The organism is Variovorax sp. NFACC27, assembly GCF_048301545.1.
Classification (GTDB): Bacteria; Pseudomonadota; Gammaproteobacteria; order Burkholderiales; family Burkholderiaceae_C; genus Variovorax; species Variovorax gossypii.
This window is the reverse complement of sequence record NZ_CP157613.1, coordinates 857,550-875,513: the sequence shown is the minus strand read 5'-3', so window position 1 is coordinate 875,513 and position 17,964 is coordinate 857,550. Positions and strand designations below refer to the sequence as shown.

The 17,964-nt window shown below is 70.4% G+C and carries 11 protein-coding genes; all 11 read right to left on the bottom strand.

Going from position 1 to position 17,964, the window contains the following annotated elements:
• Window positions 1–26: 26 nt before the first annotated feature.
• Entirely contained in the window at window positions 27–2,093 is a 2,067-nt protein-coding gene (locus ABL840_RS03980) for a caspase family protein (protein WP_176947462.1), read from the bottom strand.
• Between the two features lie 74 nt (window positions 2,094–2,167).
• The gene (locus tag ABL840_RS03975) at window positions 2,168–3,343 is read right to left on the bottom strand and encodes a hypothetical protein (protein WP_093301701.1); all 1,176 of its coding nucleotides are present in this window, start codon (window positions 3,341–3,343) and stop codon (window positions 2,168–2,170) included.
• Window positions 3,344–3,370: 27 nt separating this feature from the next.
• On the bottom strand, window positions 3,371–4,120 hold the full coding sequence (locus ABL840_RS03970; RefSeq protein ID WP_093204295.1) for a hypothetical protein: 750 nt from the start codon (window positions 4,118–4,120) through the stop codon (window positions 3,371–3,373).
• 166 nt (window positions 4,121–4,286) lie between these two features.
• On the bottom strand, window positions 4,287–5,930 hold the full coding sequence (locus tag ABL840_RS03965; RefSeq protein ID WP_418116194.1) for a murein transglycosylase A: 1,644 nt from the start codon (window positions 5,928–5,930) through the stop codon (window positions 4,287–4,289).
• A 54-nt stretch (window positions 5,931–5,984) separates the two neighbouring features.
• Window positions 5,985–7,790, bottom strand: a complete 1,806-nt coding sequence (locus ABL840_RS03960) for a protein kinase domain-containing protein (RefSeq protein WP_418116193.1) — start codon at window positions 7,788–7,790, stop codon at window positions 5,985–5,987.
• Between the two features lie 799 nt (window positions 7,791–8,589).
• The gene (gene tagF, locus ABL840_RS03955) at window positions 8,590–9,246 is read right to left on the bottom strand and encodes a type VI secretion system-associated protein TagF (protein ID WP_176947461.1); all 657 of its coding nucleotides are present in this window, start codon (window positions 9,244–9,246) and stop codon (window positions 8,590–8,592) included.
• Window positions 9,243–12,845 (bottom strand): type VI secretion system membrane subunit TssM, encoded by a 3,603-nt coding sequence (gene tssM, locus ABL840_RS03950; RefSeq protein WP_093301696.1) that lies wholly within the window; start codon window positions 12,843–12,845, stop codon window positions 9,243–9,245. The genes tagF and tssM overlap by 4 nt, the downstream gene beginning before the upstream one ends.
• Window positions 12,842–14,206, bottom strand: coding sequence for a DotU family type VI secretion system protein (locus ABL840_RS03945; protein WP_093301695.1), 1,365 nt, complete (start codon window positions 14,204–14,206; stop codon window positions 12,842–12,844). Before ABL840_RS03945 ends, tssM begins: the two co-directional genes overlap by 4 nt.
• A gap of 121 nt (window positions 14,207–14,327) precedes the next feature.
• Window positions 14,328–15,659 carry a type VI secretion system baseplate subunit TssK gene (gene tssK / locus ABL840_RS03940; protein ID WP_093301693.1) on the bottom strand — a complete coding sequence of 444 codons (1,332 nt, stop codon included), beginning with the start codon at window positions 15,657–15,659 and terminating at the stop codon, window positions 14,328–14,330.
• A 175-nt stretch (window positions 15,660–15,834) separates the two neighbouring features.
• Window positions 15,835–16,917 carry a phosphate/phosphite/phosphonate ABC transporter substrate-binding protein gene (locus tag ABL840_RS03935; protein WP_418116192.1) on the bottom strand — a complete coding sequence of 361 codons (1,083 nt, stop codon included), beginning with the start codon at window positions 16,915–16,917 and terminating at the stop codon, window positions 15,835–15,837.
• Complete coding sequence (gene phnD, locus ABL840_RS03930; protein ID WP_093204089.1) at window positions 16,914–17,951, bottom strand: phosphate/phosphite/phosphonate ABC transporter substrate-binding protein; 1,038 nt, start codon at window positions 17,949–17,951, stop codon at window positions 16,914–16,916. The genes ABL840_RS03935 and phnD overlap by 4 nt, the downstream gene beginning before the upstream one ends.
• Window positions 17,952–17,964 lie beyond the last annotated feature (13 nt).

Sequence of the window (17,964 nt, the reverse complement as noted above, 5' to 3'; positions counted from 1 at the left end):
GGAAAGAAAAAGAAGAACTGGAACCGTCATGGCTTGGCCCCCACGTCCGCCGTGCCGCTCCTGCGCAGCAGGGCCGCGAACACCTGGCGCTCGCCGCTGTCGGCCGGCGGCTGCCCGCCGCGCACGCGCACTTCCGATACGTCGGCCTGCGCATAGGCCACGCCGAACAGGCGCGGCGCGCTGTAGGGCGTGGCGGGCACGGCCATGACCAGCAGGCGCGCGTCGCCCGCCGCATCGAGCCATGGCAGGTCGAAGCGCTTCACCGAGGGCTGCTCGGGCGTGCCGCGCTTGAAGCGGTTGGTTTCGCCCGACTCGTCGGGGTAGACCGGCTGCAGGTTGCCGCGCGCATCGATGCCGGCGATGACGAGATCGAGCGAACGGCCGCTGGTGTTGCGCACGCTCAGGCGCAGGCGCTCGCCAGGGCGTGGCGGCGGCAACGCATTGGCGGCCTGCGCGACTGATGCGATGGGCACGCTGCGCAGCATGCGGTCGGCGCTCCACGCTTCGAGCGCCGCGTCGAAGCCGTCGAGCTGGCCGTCCTTGCCGTAGCCCTGAAGCTGCGCGAGCCACTTGAGCTGCGCCAGCGCCTGCAGGCGGCGGCGCAGCGCGGCGGTGTCGGGCAGCACCACGGTGGAGACGTTGGCGCCGAACAGCGGCGCGAGCAGTTCGAGGCGCTGTCCCGAGGAGCCGAGGTCGGTCCAGCGCACGTCGGCGGTGGCGGCGGCGTCGGCCGGGCGGATCGCGGCCGGGTAGTCGAGGCTGAGGCCGGCGGGCAGCGGCTTGTCGGCGCGCACGCGCAGCGCGGTGGCGGCCGGCTCGCCCATGGGCGTGACGCTCCAGAAGGCGCTGCCCGGCACGTCCTTCAATGCGGCGGGCACGCCGAGCCATGCACCGCCGAGCTTGATCTGCGCCACCGTGGCGGACGCGCCGCGCACCGTGCCGTCGTCCAGCGTCGCGAGCACGCGCAACTCCTGCTGCTGCGCGAGGCCGTCGAGCAGGCCCGCCTTGATGGCCAGGCTGTCGCCGCTGCGCTGCGCGCGCCACACGGGGCGCGTGGACGCGGGCGCGCCGCTGTTGGCGAACAGCGGCGCGTCGAGATTGCCTTCGGCCACCGGCGATGGAAGCTCGCGCGTGGGAAAGCGCTGCGCGAGCTCGTCGATGACCGGCGGGTAGAGCGCGAGCACGCCATCGAACAATTCCCGCCAGGTGGCGGGCTTGCGCGAGAGGGCTTCCACCATCGCCCAGGTCAGCAGGCCCTGCGGCCTGGCGTTGCGCGCCTTGCGGGGCAGGCGCAGCTCGGGCGTGATCTGGTGGCTTTCCGATGCGAAGAAGGCGACGTAGCGGGCACGGGGAACGGCCTCCGCCGGCACGGGCGGTGCCGGCGCGCGCGCGGGCGGAGCACCGCCCGCCAGTTGCGTCGCACGCAGGCCGCGCCATCGCACCTCGTCGTCGCCCGTGCCCTCGGCGGTGGGCGGCGCGTCGGCGGTGCCGCGCGTCATGGAGTTGGCGGAGCAGGTGTCGAACACCGAGGCGACGAACACGTTCTTCGCGAGGAAGGACTGGATCCATGCATCGAAGTCCACGTCTCGCAGGTCGCCCGCGAGAGCGCTGTCGCTGCCGAGCGTGCCGCGCACGTCGCGCGCGAGGAAGTTCTCCGACAGCCCGTCGGGCTCCTGGTAGCGCTTGACGATGTCGCGCAGCCGGGTGCCGTGGCCCGAGAAGTACAGCAGCACGAAGTCGCCGCTTCTGGATTGCGCGAGCAGCCGCGTCAGCGCGTCGTGGATGGCCTGCGCCTCGGGCAGCGCGGCGCCGTTCACGCCGTCGGCCAGCACGGCGATGTCGGTCGCCGCGAAGCCCTGCTTCTGCAGCGCGTCGCGCATCAGCAGCACGTCGTTGCGCGGCGCCTGCAGCCACAGCGCCTGCGGCTGGTTGACCAGCTCCGAAACGCCCACGAGCAGCGCGCGCTGGGTGGCGAAGGCGAGGCTGCAGCAGGCGAGCAGCCATAGCACGAGCAGCACCTGCAGCAGGCGCAGCTGCCTTGTCCCTTCCCTCTTCGGCGGGATGACGGGACGAGTCTGGCGGGGGCGCCTCATGTACGTGTCATGCGCCCCCATCCCCGGTCTTCCCCAATGGAGAAGGGAGAAGGAAGACTGGTGTGCGGCGCGTTTCATGGCCGCTGCTCCCCGGCGGATTGCGCCGGCTGGGCCGGCCCGGCCGACTCGACCAGCGGCGAAGCCGCGAGCATTGCCAGCGCATCGACCGGCCTGGGCACGCGCAGGCGCCATGCGCCGTCGCCGCCGGGCCCGCCCACCACGTCGGCCGAGATCGACTGCAGAAGCCTGTCGGCCTCGTCCATGCGCACGCCGGCCTTCCAGCGCACCACCAGATCCGCGCGTGCCGGCGCGGGTGCGGCAGGCACGGCGCGGAAGCGCACTTCGTCTTCCTCGGGTCCGGCGCCGCGTCCGCCGAGCAGACCGACGTTCTGGACCACCACGACCAGCGCGAGCACGGCGAAGGCCGGGCGCGCCCAGCCTTCGGAGCCGAACCAGCGGCGGATGCTGCCCCACCAGCCGCCTTCGGGCCGGGGCTGCGGCCGGGCGGGCGATGGCGCAGGAGAAGCAGAAGCCTCCTCGCCCTGCGGCCGCGTCAGCGCCTTGCCCAGTTCGAGGCCGACGTCGCGGTACAGGTCCTGGTACTCGGTGCGCGGGTCTTCAGGCCCGAGCGGCGTGCCCGACAGCACCGAGAAGACGCCGCCCACGCTGCGCAGCGCGATGCGCCCCGGCTCGGGCGCGATGGCCGGCGCGGCGTGCGCGGCCCACTCGTCGTGCACCGCGCGGACCGCCGCGAGCCGCGTGGCCGTGACTTCGCCGAGCACGCGCGCGCAGAGCTGCGGGCCGGGCTCGAGCGTGAGCACGTTCCAGGCCTGGATCACGCCGAAGGCGGGCTCGAAGGGCTCGTCCTCCGGCTCCAGCAGCACGTCGAAGGCGCCGGCCCAGTCGGCCTCGCCCGCGGCCATCCAGCCCTGCCAGAGTTCGCCCTGCACGCGCCGGTCGAGCAGCACGCCGAGCATCCGCCCCTGGTGCACCACGCTGACGAGGCGGCCCGGCGCCCAGCGGGCCGGGAAGGCGCGCCGGGCCACGGCCTCGCGGCGCCGGGCCAATTCGGTGAGCGGCAGCAGCAGGTCGGATGCGGCTGCCGGCGAGGGTTCGGCCCCCGGCGGCGCTCCGGGGGATATGCCCGGCATGGCGACGGTCGCGGTGCCGGGTGCGCCGTCGGGCACGGCCGCGCCTGTTTCCAGCGCGCTGCGGATCACGCTGAGCGGGGGCCAGAGGTCGTGGGTCATGGCGTCTGTTCCTGAATGGCTATGTCTTCAGGCGTAAGACGCTTCAGCACCGAGGATTTTGAAAACCTGCAGGATCGCCGCCATGTTGTCGGGCTCGATGGCGATGCCCAGCGTCTGCTGGATCCAGCCGCCGAGCCGCGTGCGGGCATAGTCCGCCGTGAGCCCTTCGCGCTTGTGCACCAGCCCCAGCCGGCCCGCGCGGTAGTGGTAGGACGCGATGGCGTGGCGCGAGGCGATGCCCGAGAGCCCGCCCTCGGCCTCCTTGCCGAAGCCCTCGCACAGCAGCAGGCGCTCCGGCTCGGGCAGCTCGGCGATGAAGGCGCGCGCTGCGAGCTGCACGGCCTGGGCGCTCAGGCCGTGCTCGGCGAGGCAGCCTTCGAGGTCTTCGTCCGGGCCGATCTCGTCCTCCAGCTGCGCCTCGGTGATCTGGTCGCCGATGGAGAGCTTGCGGCGGAAGGAACTGGCGCGCGTGCAGTCGATGAGATAGCGGCGGAAGTAGGCGCACAGCGCGAAGGCGGTGGACGGCGCGCTGTGGCCCGCGCGCTCCTCGGCCTCGTCGGGGTCGGCGTCGAGCCGCAGCACCTTGACGTAGATGAACTGCGCCACCAGCTCCTGCCGCCCCTCGCCCAGCACCTGCAGCTCGGGCGGATTGCAGGCCACCAGCGCATCGCCCACGATGCGATACATGGCGCCCATGTCGTCGGGGGACAGCGTCTGCCTGCGCCGCCAGAGGCGGACGAGTTCACTGCTCTGCGCGGACGACAGCGTTTCGATCATCGGCTCACCCCCAGGCTTCGCGCACTTCGTGTCGCTTCGCCCACCCCCTTGCAGGGGGCAACACCTGCGGCCCGGCAAAGCCGGTTCCGCGGTGTTCCCCGAACGGGCCTCGCTTCGCGGGCCGACGGGATGGCAATTGGCCCGGGGTCTCGCATGCCTCGATCCTTCAATCGTCGACGCAGCTGCCCTCGGAAGGCACCAGGCATTGCGGCAGGTTCGCGCCCACCGGCCCGCCGCGCGTGCGGATCGTCGAGGACACGGCCGCCTGAGCCACCGCGAGGCCGCGCGGCAGCAATATCCACAGCTGGCCGCGCTCCTTCATGCGACGCGCGTTGGTCGCGGCCTGCTGGCCGTTGCCGAAGAAATAGTCGGCGCGCACCGCGCCGCGGATGGCGCCGCCGGTGTCCTGCGCGATGGTGAGGCGCTGCATCGGCGCGCCGCTGCCGGGCGTGCGCGTGGACACGAACACCGGATAGCCCAGCGGCGTGCTGCGCGGATCGACCGCGATGGAGCGCCCCGCCGACAACGGCACGCCGAAGGCGCCCACCGGGCCGCCCACGGGCGACGGCGACTCCTTGAAGAACACGTAGCTCGGGTCCTTGATGCCCGAGCCCGTCACCGCGCCGCCGGCCGCCGGGCGCCGACCCGGCACCACCACCGGACCGCTGGCCACCGGCCGCGCGAGCGTGAAGCCTCGCGTGCGGATGGTGCCGTTGGCCACCGCGCCGACATCGCTGTCGTCGTCGTCGCCGTCGTCGAGCTGCAGCTCGATGGACGAGCCGCGCACCTTCACCGGGCTGCGCGGCTTGCCGTTGGCCGCTTGCGCCAGCGTCGGGCGGAAGGGCTGCCCGTTCTGCTCGGCATAGGCGACGCGCACGATGTCGCCGTTGGCCATGCGGATGCGGCCCGAGCCCTGGATCTGCATTTCGTAGAGCGCGGTGGCGCTGCTCACGAAGGCCAGCACCTTGGCGTTGGGCGCGCCCTTGGTCTCGATCTCCTCGCGCGTGTAGTACGGCAGCAGCTGCTTGCCCTCGATGCGCAGGCGCACCTTGCGGTCGAGCGTGTCGCGCGAGATGCCCGAGAGGTCGAGCGCATAGAGGCCCGGCGCGCCCATGTCGCGCGTGCTCAGGCCGGTCTGCACCACCACGTTGCGCCCGTCGACGCGGGCCGCGACCGTGCCGCTGCCCGGCGGCAGCTTGCGCGCGTCGGCGAAGAGCATGTCTTCGGGCTGGCCGTACACCGGGTAGATGAAGGGCGCGCCGTACTGGCGCGCGCCCGCGATCTCGGGCTCGAAGTAGCCGGTGACCACGCCGTCGGGCCGGCGGTCGTCGTCGCGGATCTGGTAGGCCGAGAACTCGCTCTCGAAGAAGCCGCGGATGGAATTGCTGTTCTTCGCGTCGACCTTCTGCGCGCGGTCGCACACCGACTTCCATTCCGCTCCGCGCCCGTTCAGCACCTTGCAGCTGCCGAGGAAGGCCGGCCAGCTCTCGGAGAAATCGTCGCGCGACCAGCCCGGTACCGCATCGAAGCTCACCGACGTGTAGGTGGCGAGCTGGGTCGAGAAGGTGCGCGCCTGGCCGGCCACGCTGGCGCCGGCGGGCGGGCGCGATGCGGCTGTGTCTGTGCTCGCGGCGGCGGTGGTTGCGGCGCTGGTGTCGGTGGCGGCCGGCGGAGGCGCGGCGCAACCCGCCAGCGATGCGACGGCGGCGGCAACGCTCCAGCGGAGTGCGCAGGCCAGGGTGCGTCCCCGGGGTTGCCGTTGCTGTTGCAGCAGTTGTTGCTGCTGCTGCGGTTGCGATGTGGTCATCATGAAAGCCTCCTTGTCCGGAAAGTCACGGCCCGAAGGCCAACGCTCTGCAGACGATTACTTCTCGACGATTTTGAAATTGCCGACGCCGTAGACGTCGTTGCACGGGGTGTTGGGCGCGCATACCGGCCTGCCCAGCAGCGGCGACGGACCGGTGCCGCGCGTGGCCTCCAGCGCGGCCAGAACCGGCAGCGGGAACACCGGGAACACGCCGTCGTTCTGCACGCCGGCGGCGCTGAAATCGCGCTCGTGCTCGCTCACGAGCACCGCGAACTGGTCGGTGCCGGCTGGCCCGCCCGCGTCCATCGGCCACGATGCGCGCGGCAGCGAGAGCGTGCCGCCCGCGGTGATCTTGTTGTACTTGTCGAGCAGGTTCGGGAACAGCAGGAACATCTCGCCGCCGCTGGACAGCAGGAACACGTAGACGTAGCCCTCCCGCTTGCTGCGGACCTCGAACGCGAGCCGGTCCTTGCCGATCGAGACCTCGGCCTTCTTCGGCGTGGCCGTCACGTCGAAGCCGGGCGCGGCGCCCGTCGCGAGCGACTGCAGCGACTCGGCCGGCGTGCGCGGGGCCGGAGGAGGAGGCGGCGGTGGCGGAGGAGGCGCCGGCGGAGCCTCCGCAATCTTCGTGTCGGACGGCGGGGCCGGCGTATTGGCGACGACCGGCTTGTCGTCCGCGCCGCCGCGCCCCTGGAACCACCACCAGCCGCCACCGGCCGCCGCGGCGAGCACGGCGATCGAAGCAAGGGCGACGACGGTCTTGCTGCCGCCGCTGCTGCTGTTGCTGCCCTTGTTTCCCGCGGGCGCCGGTGCGGGCGCAGGCGCCTTGACGCCGGCCTTCCCTGCGATGACCGTGGCCGCATCGGCATTCGTACCCGCTCCCCGCCCACCCGAAGACGACGGCGGCTGCGTGCGCGGAACCGGCGCGATGCTGTGGCCCACCTCCAGATCGAGCGCGGCGCGCAACTCCGCCATCGACTGCGGCCGCTGCTCGGGCCGCACGCCCAGCCCCGCATCGATCGCCTCCAGCAGTCGCGGGCTGTAGCGCTTGCGCAGGATCTCGTTGCCCGCGAGCGGCACGTAGCTGTCGGACAGCAGCCGCGCCACCGAAGGCGGCGGCGCGCGCCCACACACCGCCACGTGCATCACCGCCGCGAGCGCGTACACGTCGGTCCACGCGCCCTGCGACATGTCGGGCATCTCGGCGTACTGCTCGATGGGCGCGTAGCCCGGCTTCAGGATCACCGTGATCGCCTGCGTCTTGTCGGTGATCACGCGCCGCGCCGCGCCGAAGTCCAGCACCACCGGTCGGCCCGAACCTTCGAGCAGGATGATGTTGTCGGGCGCGATGTCGCGGTGGTAGCAGTTCGCGTTGTGCATCACCGCGAGCGCCTGCGTCACGCCGTCCATGATGCGGATCAGCCAGGCCTCGTCCACGCCCGCGGGGATCGAGACCAGCGCCTCCCTGAGCGTCTCGCCGCGGTAGAAGGGCATGACCATGTAGGTCGTGCCCTTCTCCTGCCAGAAGCGGTAGACCTTCAGCAGCGACGGGTGGTCGAACTGGGCCAGCAGGCGGGCTTCGTTGATGAAGCTGCGCATGCCGAGGTCGAAGGTTTCCCTGTGTTTCTCCGACAGGGGGACGACTGTGCCGTCCTGCTGTCTTGCCGATAGCGAGGTCGGCAGGTATTCCTTGATCGCTACGACTCGCTCCAGCGTGTGGTCCCAGGCTTCGTAGACGACGCCGAAGCCGCCCTGGCCTATGACTCTTGTTATTTCGAATTCTGCGAGGCGGCTGCCTATGGGGAGGAGGCCGGCTTCCGTTGCGCCGGTGGCGGGGCTGGTCACGGGGTTCGAGCCGGACATGCTCGTGGGGGTGCCTGCCGTGATGACGGTGGCTGATGTGTCGCCTGTTGTCGTTGGCTGCGACGGCGGGGTCGATTTGGGGACTACGCGGGTGCGATCGTTTTCGTTGGAGTCGGTCATTGACTGGCTCCTTTTTGGGTTGTGCTGAGGGTTTGTTTCCCGGGGCCGGGTCTCGCCTCGGCGGGCGACCTACTTTCTTTTGCTTCGCCAAAAGAAAGTAGGCAAAGAAAAGGCGACCCTGCTGTCTGTGTCCCTTCGCTTCGCTACGGGCAACCTGCGGTGCTCGGCGCAGGAGGGGGTCCGCAGAACTCGCTTCGCTCAAACAGCTGCGGCCCTGATCCCTCCTGCGCCTGCGCTCCTCGGCACAGCCAGAAGGGAGTGGGACGCGCCATCGCTGCGCTCGGCCACCAAGGCACAGCAAGCGCTTCGCGCTTGCTGTGCTTGGAATGGGTCATTGGTCTTGTTTGGTTCGCTGGGGTTGAATGCGCGGCCGAGCGAAGCGAAGGCCAGCCCAGGCTGTTCAAAAGCCGAGCGCAGCGATGGCGCGTCCCACTCCCTTCTGGCTGTGCCGAGGAGCGCAGGCGCAGGAGGGATCAGGGCCGCAGCTGTTTGAGCGAAGCGAGTTCTGCGGACCCCCTCCTGCGCCGAGCACCGCAGGTTGCCCGTAGCGAAGCGAAGGGACACAGACAGTGGGGTCGCCTTTCTTTTGCCTACGTTTCTTTGGCGAAGCAAAGAAAAGTAGGTCGCCCGCCGAGGCGAGACCCGGCTCCGGGAAGAAAAACGAAGAAGGGCCTTCATCTCACCCCTCCTCCGCAAACCCAAGAAACAAAGCATCGAACTGCTCATCCCGAGGCAACCCGGTACTCAACATCCGAACCCCATGCTCCGCAGCAGGATCACTCAACCACAGCGAAGCCCCCGCCAGAGGCAAGTCCAGCGACTCGACCGCCCCCTCAGGCACACCAGAAGAAGCGCCTTCAACAAACAGCCGATGCAGAACAGCATCGAACCGCAAGGCATCCAGATCCCCATCAAGCCCCTCCAACGCAGCCTGCGTCGCATGAGCCCACCACCGCAACGCAGCAGCCAGCGCATCGCCCTGCAGCTGCCCAGGCGCCGAAGCATCGAGCTCGATCGCAAGAGCAAACGGAAAGTACCGCCCCACCCCATCCACCGAGGGCATCAACACCCCGATCCAGGCCTGGTCGCCAGCCACCTGCCGCCCGAGCGCAAAGCACCAGATAGGCGCCTCCAGATACCGCTCGGTCCAGTCCGCCCGGTCCCGCAGCCGCGACATCCCCCGCTGCAGCCACTGATCCCACACCGCGCGGAACGGCTCAGGCAGCCGCCGATGCGCGAAGTCCCCCATGCCCGGCAGCTTGCCGAACCACCCCGGCAGCGCAGTCGATGCAAACAGCAGTGGAGAAGAAGGAGAAGAAGAGGAAGCCTCGCTCACAACCCCTCCGGACATGAGAACTCGCGCAACTCGCGCAAGCGGATCGGATGCTGCACGCTGTTGGTGGTCACCTCGAACCGCGTCTTGCGCGCGCCGATCTGGAAGGTGATGAAGAACTTCTCGGGCGCGTCGCCCGCCTCGAGCTGGCCGTCGTCGAGCGCGCGGAACAGGGCCCACGGGCCGTCCACCGCCGCGCCGGAGCTGCCGGTGGTCGAGGGCGGGCTGACCTGGATGCGCACCTGGTTGCTGCCCTTCGGCCCCGGCCACTGCACGGCCATGGGCACGACCGGACCGTGCGCGTATTTCACGAGCTGGCCGTCGACGTCGAGGATGAACTGGGTGATGCCCGCGTCCATCTCCACCGGCTTGAAGTCCAGCCGCATCGAGGGGCCCCGGCCGCCGCCGCGGAAGAAGATTTCCTTGATGCGTGCCGCGCGTTCGAACTGCGCGATCGCCTGCGTGGTGATGGCGCCGCGCTCGGCCACGGGCTTGTAGCGCCACGGGCGCGTGCTGGTGTCGACGATGGAGGCAAGGCGCTTCTGGAAGAAGTCGTCCATCAGGCCGCCGGGGCCGAACATCTGGCCGAAGTCTTCGGGCAGCACGTCGCGCTTGCTGCTCTGCACGAAGGGGTAGCGGCCGGCGATGGCGCGCGCGCAGAACTCGGTCACGGGGCGCAGGTCCTGGCTGAGGTTGCCGCGCTCGGCCACCTGCGCCTGCGCGGCGCCGGCCTGGCTCAGGTTCTCGACCATGGAGCGCACCGGCTCGGGCAGCCGGCCGGCGTCGGACTTGAGCTTGCCGGCCACGTCGCCGGGCGGCGGCGAGGTGCGGCCCTTCACTGCCGTGTCGACGGCGTTGAGGTACACGTACACCTCGTTGAAGAGCTTCAGCGCGTCGTCGATGGGCGCGGGCTGGTTGGGGCCGCCGGCGGTGACGAGCCGGCGCAGCGCCTCGAAGCGGTCGTCCACGATGCTCTCGATGCGCTTGCCCGGCGCCACCTGGCGGCCGGGGTCGCTGCCGAACAAGTCTTCCAGGCCCTTGCGGGTGTTGCGCACGGTCTCGGTGGCCTTGCTGACCACGTCCTTGTTGGCGTCGGCGGCAGGGATCAGCGTGGTCTGCTTGACCACGGCGCGCAGGAAGTTGGCGAGCGGCGAATCGACGCCCGAGAGGATGCGCGCGGTCTCGATGTTCTTCTCCAGGCCGTTCACGCGGATCAGGCGCACGTCGGCGAGCAGCGCCTCCCACTGCTTGACGTACTCCTCCAGGTAGAGACGGCGCACGCGGTCGGTCAGCGCGCCGAGCGCGGCCACGTCGCGCAGGCGGTCGGCGGCGTTGCGGTCCTGGCCCAGCACCCACGGGTCTTCATTCGCGAGCAGGCCGGTGAGCACGGTCACCTCGTTCTGGAAGCGCTTGTGATAACCGTCGTAGGTGAACATGCCCGGCACGCCATCGGACAGCGGCTTGCCGCTGATGCGCTCGAACACCAGCGGACCCGAGGGGCCGGTGGCGGTCGCCACGCTGAAGGCCGGGATGTCCTTGCTGGCGCGCTGGCGCTTGAGGCGGCTGAACACGCGCTGCTCCAGCGGATAGCTCGCGAGCACGGCGCGCACGCTGCGCACCAGGTTCTCGTCCATCTTCAGCGGCGAGCGCGGTGGACCCTGGGCGATGAGCACGTCGAGCTGGTCTTCGAGCTGCTTGCGCTGGTCTTCGGGAATGCCGCGGTCGAGGTTGCGCGCCCAGTCGAGGGTGATCCAGGCCTTCAGCGCCTCGGCGTCGAAGTGCTCGGGCTGGTAGAGCATCAGGTAGCTCTTGAGCGCCTCATACGTGAATTCGAGGTTGTCCTTCTGCGCGGTGCGCAGCTGGTCCTCGATGCGCTTGGCGATCTGCGGCAGGAAGGCGTCGTTGAGCGCGCGCTGGTGCGTGAGCATAGCGGCGGCGTCGAGCTTGTCTCCCTGGTAAAGGCCCAGCGTCATCGACAGCGGCTCGTCGCCCTGCCGGTTGTCGGGCGTCTTCCAGATGTCGCGCAGGCTCTGCAGCACGGGCGCGACTTCCACCAGGTTCTGCACGCGCGCCGGCAGCGCGGCGAGGTTCTGCCGGGCGGGCTCGACGCGGGCCTCGACCGACTTCAGGTAGTTCATGTTCTGCAGCGTGCTGTAGCCCCAGGCCGCGAGCAGACCGACGGTGAGCAGTGTCATCGCCGTCACGCCGATCACGCGCAGCGTGTGGCGGCGGCGCTCCAGCTTCACGTCGGCGCCGGCGAGGCGCTGCTCGGGGAACACCACCTCGCGCAGCAGCGAGGTGAGGAAGTAACTGCGCCCGCTGGACTTCTGCGGCGCGAGCATCGCGCGCTCGATGCCGAAGCTGCGCGCGAGGCTGCCCATCACGCGATCGATGGGGCTGCCTTCCTGCGTGCCGCTGGTGAAGTACACGCCGCGCACCCACGGCGGCTGCGCGAAGCGCGAGCCGGTGAACACCTGCTCCAGCAGGTCGGACAGCAGCGGGCCGATGGAGCCGAACTGCGCCGGAAAACCGAAGATGGCCGCGCGGCGATTGCCGTCGGTCTCGCGCTGCATGCGCGCGATGAGGCCGTCGTTCACCCGGTTGTGCAGCAGCGCGAACTCGCGGTTGAAGGCGGCAGAGAGCCCCTTCTCCTCGACCTGCAGGTTCTCGTCGGCCGGCAGCGTGAAGCCGAAGACCTGCGCGCGCTGTTCCTTGCCCAGGTCGTCGAAGTAGTCGGTGAAGCCGTAGAGCAGGTCGCTCTTGGTGACGAGCACGTACACCGGCAGCCGCGTGGTGAGCTTGCCGTCGAGCTCCAGCAGGCGCGCGCGGATCGATGCCGCGAGCTGCGTGCGCGCCTCGGGGCCCTGGCTCAGCAGGTCGGCCACGCTGACGGTGAGGAACACGCCGTTCAGCGGCCGGCGCGGACGCACCTTCTTCAGCAGGCCGAGAAAGCCTTCCCACGCGCTCTTGTCTTCCGACTGGTGGCTGTCCTGCGTGGTGTAGCGCCCGGCGGTGTCGATGAGCACGGCCTCGTCGGTGAACCACCAGTCGCAGTTGCGCGTGCCGCCCACGCCGCGGATGGCGCCGGGGCCGAACTTCTCGGCGAGCGGGAAGCTCAGGCCCGAGTTGACCAGCGCTGTGGTCTTGCCCGCGCCCGGCGCGCCGATGAACACGTACCAGGGCAGGTCGTAGAGATAGCTGCCGCCCGAGATGGAGAGCCAGTCGCGCCAGCCCGGCTTCTTGCCGGCGGCGTGCATGCGCATCTGCTTGAGCGTGGCGACGGCTTCGCTGAAGCGGGTGTCGAGGATCTTCTGCTCGCCGTTGACCGGCGCATCGGCCTTGGCGGCCGGCGCCTTCATGAGGCCGTCGGTCAGGTGCTGGCTCGCGCGGCGGGCGCGCCAGCGGCGGTACAGCGCGCGCAGCACCACGATGAGCACGATGACGCCGATGACGACGGCGCGCGTGGTCTCGCCTTCGAGCGGCGCGAGCGATCCGATCTTCACCAGCGGGCCGATCCACCAGATCAGCAGCGCGACGACGATGAGCGCCAGCAGCGTGAGCAGCAGCGGGCTGAACAGGAAGCCGAAGATTTTCTTGATCATTTCGTCGCTCCCGTGGCCGGAGCAGCAGCTGGAGCGGCTGCCGGAGCAGTGGCGACGACGCCTTCAGGCCCGGTCAGCAGCACGACCTCGACGCGGCGGTTCTTCGCGCGGTTGGCCGGCGTGTCGTTGGGCGCCACCGGCTCGGCGTCGGCCTTGCCGTCGGAACGCATGCGCGCCGGATCGACCAGCGTGGAGAGCGCTCCCTTCACCGCGTCGGCGCGCGCGGCCGACAGGTGCCAGTTCGACGGATAGCGCAGCGAGCGGATGGGCTGGTTGTCGGAGTGGCCGGTGATCAGCACCTCGCCCTTCACCTCGGCCAGCGCCTGGCCGATGCGGCGCAGCACCGGCAGCGACTGCGCCATCGGCTCGGCGCTGCCGGAGCCGAAGAAGGAGTCGCCGCGCAGCCGCACCACGCTGCGGTCGGCCTCGTCGGTCACCGTGACCAGGCCCTGCTTCACCTCGGGCTCCAGGAAGCGTGCGAGGCGCGGCGTCTTCGCCGGCAGCGCGGGCGGCGCGATCTGGATGTTGGGCGCGCGCAGGCTGGACACCGCGGCGTACGTGGTGTCGGAGCGGTAGTTGAGCGTGAGCCGCAGGCCGAACCATGCGAGCGCCAGCAGCAGCGCGAAGCCGGCCGCGAACACCCACAGCGGCAGCGATTCGCGCAGCCGCACCGTGCCGGCGCCCTGCCCGCGCCAGTGCGGCGAGAGCTCGGCTTCCACCGGCGGACGGTCCTTGGCGATGAGGTCGGCCAGGCGCTGGCGCACCGAGTCGAGCTGCGCGCGGCCGTTGTCGATCACGCGGTAGCGGCCCTCGAAGCCGAGCGCGAGCACGCTGTAGATCAGCTCCAGCAGCTGGCGGTGCGTGGGCACGTCCTGCGCGAGCTTGGCCAGCAGCTGGAAGACTTTTTCGCCGCCCCAGGTCTCGTTGTGGAACTGCACCAGCAGGCTCTGCTTGTTCCAGCCGGCCTGCACGCCCCAGGGCGTGTTGGCCACGGCTTCGTCGAGCGCGGTGCACAGCACGTAGCGCGCGGCGAGCACCGACTCGTTGCCCACGCCGGCGCGGCGCGCGCTGGCATCGAACTGGTTCACCGCGTCGGCGGTGGAAGCGCGCAGGGCCGGCACGTTCGGCGGCTGCGCGAGGTTGCGCAGCTTGCCGATCAGCACCAGCAGCTTGCCGGCGGCCGACACCAGCGGATTGAGCAGGCCGAGTTCGCCGACGTCGGCGGCCGGCGTGGGATCGGCACCGCCGAAGAACGGCGCCGGTGCCGGCGCGCTCGGCGTGCCGCCCGGCGTGCGCGGCTTGGGCTTGATGACCGTGCGTTCCGACTCGAAGGCGGCAAAGGGATCGGGAGGTGTGCTCATGATGGCTCCACGCTGACGGCGCCAATTCGTGGAACGCCGCGGAACCGGCTTTGCCGGGCCGCAGGCACCGCCCCCTGGAAGGGGGTTGGCGTAGCGACACGAAGTGCGCGAAGACTGGGGGTCATGCTCGGATTGCCCAGAATTGAAGGTCGAGGCCGGGGAAGTCGCCCGCGATGTGCATCGCGATGCCGCCCGACTGCTCGAGCTGGCGCCACAGGTCGCTGTTGCGCGTTTCGAGCTCGAAGTAGTTGGCGCCCGTGTGAAAGGGAATCTGCCTCGGCGCCACCGGCATCGGCGTGAGCGTGACGCCCGGCAGCGCGAGGTTGACCAGGTCGCGGATGCGCTCCACCGGACCGATCTTGACCTGCGTGGGAAAGCGCGCGCGCAGCGCCTCGCTGGGCATGCTGGCGTTCACCGCGAGAACGAAGGTGGCCTTGCGCTGCAGCTCCACGTCGGTGACCACCGCCACGCGCACGCCGTGCTTGCGGTCGTGCAGCTCGATGCGGATGGCCGACTGCTCGAACACCATCGAGAGGCTGCGGCGCAGGTCGTCCATGAGCGGCCTGAAGCTCATGGCGAGGTCATCGTGGATGTAGGGGCCGAAGCGCGACACGCGGCGCGAGTCGCGAAAGCTCGCGAGGTCGCCCGCGAGGCCCAGCGCATGTTCGAAGAAGTGCTGCGGATGCAGCATGGCGCTCTTGGCGAGGTGCGCGAAGATGGCTTCGTTGCGGTTCACGGCCTGCAGCAGCATGAAGTCGGCGATCTCGGCCACGCCGCCGGTGCCGCCCTGCGTGAGCCGGCCGGCCAGCGCCTCGCCGCGCTGGCGCAGCAGGCCCAGCAGTTCGTCGAGCCAGGCGCGGATGACGGCATGGCCGGCCACGTCGAGCAGCGGCGGCAGCATGGCGCGGTCGAGCTGCACCTGGTTGTCGACGCGGCGCTCGATCACGCGGGCCACGCCGATGGTGGTCCAGGCGTCGGTGGCCTCGCTGGCGCGCATCAGCCGCGTGTGGAGCTGGCCCAGCTGCAGCATCGCGGTGCGCTCGCCGGCGGTGTTGGAGTCGGGCACTTCCGACTCGAGCACGCGGTGGCGCACCAGCTCTTCATATTCTTCCGCGTCGGCTTCGCGCGCGCCGGCGCGGCGCAGCGGCAACGCGAGCACCACGGCCTCGTCGCGCATGGACGATGGAATGTCGATGGGCTCGGGCAGCGGGTCGACCGCCGGCATGTCGAAGACGGTACCGTCGCCGAAGACGCCGACCGCGCGCACCAGCGCCAGCTTGCCCAGCGTGAGCGCGGCGGGGTCGATCTCCAGTTCGGCGAAGCCCCACGCATAGGGAGTGGTGGAACGCAGCAGCACGTGCCGCGCGTGATCGGCATGACGCTCGCTCTGCTGCAGGTGCTGAGGCTGCAACAGCATCCCCTCGCTCCAGACCACTTTTGTTCGCCAACTCATCCGCACTCCGTCAACGGCAAGGGTGCCTGAAAGAAACACGAAGTTTCCGGCCCGGTGGACGGGAGGCAAATCCGCCTTAAGGCCTAGCTAATGGCCTAGGCGCGGGGATTTGGAGCTACGGCGAAGGGAGTAGAAAGGAGCGCGAAAGAAGCGCGAAGGGACCGGCAGGGCCGGCTCAGCGGGCGGCGGCGCGCAGCGTCTCGACCTGCTCCGCGTAGGTCTTCTCGATGCGCTGCAGGCGCTGCTCGCGCGCGGCCTCGTTGACCCACGATGCGGCCATGGCGCGCTGCCTGCCGAGCTGGTGCTCCAGCCGCGCCTGCGGCAGCAGCGCGCTGTCGTCGGCCGCGACGTAGCCGTAGGCCGCGCGCAGGCTCTTGAGCACTTCGCGCTCGGCGTCGCCGCGCGCGCCCTTGGCCTTGCCGTAGCCGGTCAGGAAGTTCTGCAGCCGCGCCTGGAACTCGGGCGGGAAGTCGCGCCGCACCACCATCGGCGCGCCGGGCGGCGGCTCCGATTCCCACACCACCTGCAGCCGCTCGGCCTCCACCGGGAACTGCTGGCGGAAGCGCTCGAAGTCGGTGGTGTTGTTGGTGGCCACGTCGGCGTCGCCGTTGGCCACGGCCAGCGCGGTGGCCTGGTGGGTGCCCACGATCTCGCTGCGGAAGCGGGTTTCCATCTCGATGTTGTGCGGCAGGAAGAGCTGGCTCTGCGGCACGATGAAGCCGGTGACGGAGCGGCTGTCGCCGCGCGCGAGCCGCCACTTCTCGGGCTGGGCGAGCAGGCCCTCGAGCGTGTTGAGCGGCCCGGCCTTGCGCACCAGCAGCACGGCGCGGTGCTCGGGCACGCTGGGGTGTCGCGCGATCTGCGCCAGCACCTTCATGCGCCGCTGCATCACGGCGTCGAGCGCCATCTTGGCCGAGAGAAAGGCCATGTCGATCTCGTCGCGGCCGATGGCGCGGTCGAGTTCCTCGTAGGTCGGCACCGAATACATGCTGACCGGCATGCCGAGGGCGCGGCCCATGTCGGTCATGAGCGGGGTCCACAGCGCGCGCGACTCGACCGTGCCGCCCAGCGGCAGCACGCCGAAGCGGATCATCCGCACGGCGGGCGGCGGCGCGGCCTTCTCGCCCGGCGCGGCGGCGGTGCCGTGCTGCACCTGCGCCATGGCCGGCGGACCGGCGAAGGCGGCAAGGACGACAAGCGAGGCGAACACCCCGGCGGCCGCGCGCCGCAGCTTCCCGAGCGGCGTCGTCGAGGTCACGGCGACACGTCCTTCAGCACCGCGACCTGGTCCGCGTAGTTGCTCTCGATGCGCTGAAGGCGGGCCTCGCGGGCGGCGTCGTTCACCCACTGCGCGGTCATGGCGTTCTGCTTCGCGAGCTGGTAGGCCAGCTTGGCCGCCGGCTGCAGCGAACTGTTGTCGGCGGCCACGAAGCCGGCCAGGTCGTGCAGCGACTTCAGCACCAGGCGCTCGGCGTCGCCGCGCGGTCCCTTGGCGCGGCCATAGCCGACCAGGAAAGCCTGCACGCGCTTGCGCAGTTCGGGCGAGTATTCACGTCGCACCACGATCTGCGCGTGCGGTATCAGGTCCGACTCCCACAGCACCTGCAGCCGCTCGGTCTCGGCCGGAAAGCGCGTCTTGAAGCGTTCGAAGTCGGCTGTGTTGTTGGTGGCCACGTCGGCCTCGTTGTTGGCCACGGCCAGTGCGTTGGCCTGGTGGGTGCCCACGATCTCGCTGCGGAAGCGCGTCTCCATCGCGATGTGGTTCGGCAGGAAGAGCTGCAGCTGCGGCACGATGAAGCCCGACACCGACTGCTTCTCGCCGCGCGCCAGCCGCCAGCGATCGGGCTGGTCGAGCAGGTTCTTCAGCGAGTTGAAGGGCGGCGCCTTGCGCGCGAGCAGCAGCGCGCGATAGCCCGGCAGGCCGTCGTGCCGCACCACCTGCGCCACCACCTTCATGCGGCGCTGGGTGACGGCGTCGAGCGCCATCTTCCCGGACAGGAAGGCCATGTCGACCTCGTCGCGCTGGATGGCCTGCTCCAGCGCCTCGTACGAGTTGACCGAGAGCACGCTCACCGGGCGGTTGATGGCGCGGCTGAGCTCGGCCAGCAGCGGGTCCCAGTCGCTGCGCGACTCGAAGGCACCGCCGAGCGGCAGGATGCCGAAGCGCACCGGGCCGTCCAGCGGGCTCACCTGGGCAGGGGTCGCGAGCGGCAATCCGGCCAGCAAGGCGAGCGTCGCCGCACGGAAGAAAGCGGCTGAGAACTCGGCGAATCGGCGCATGGAAGCCTGCATTTCTGGAGCGAAA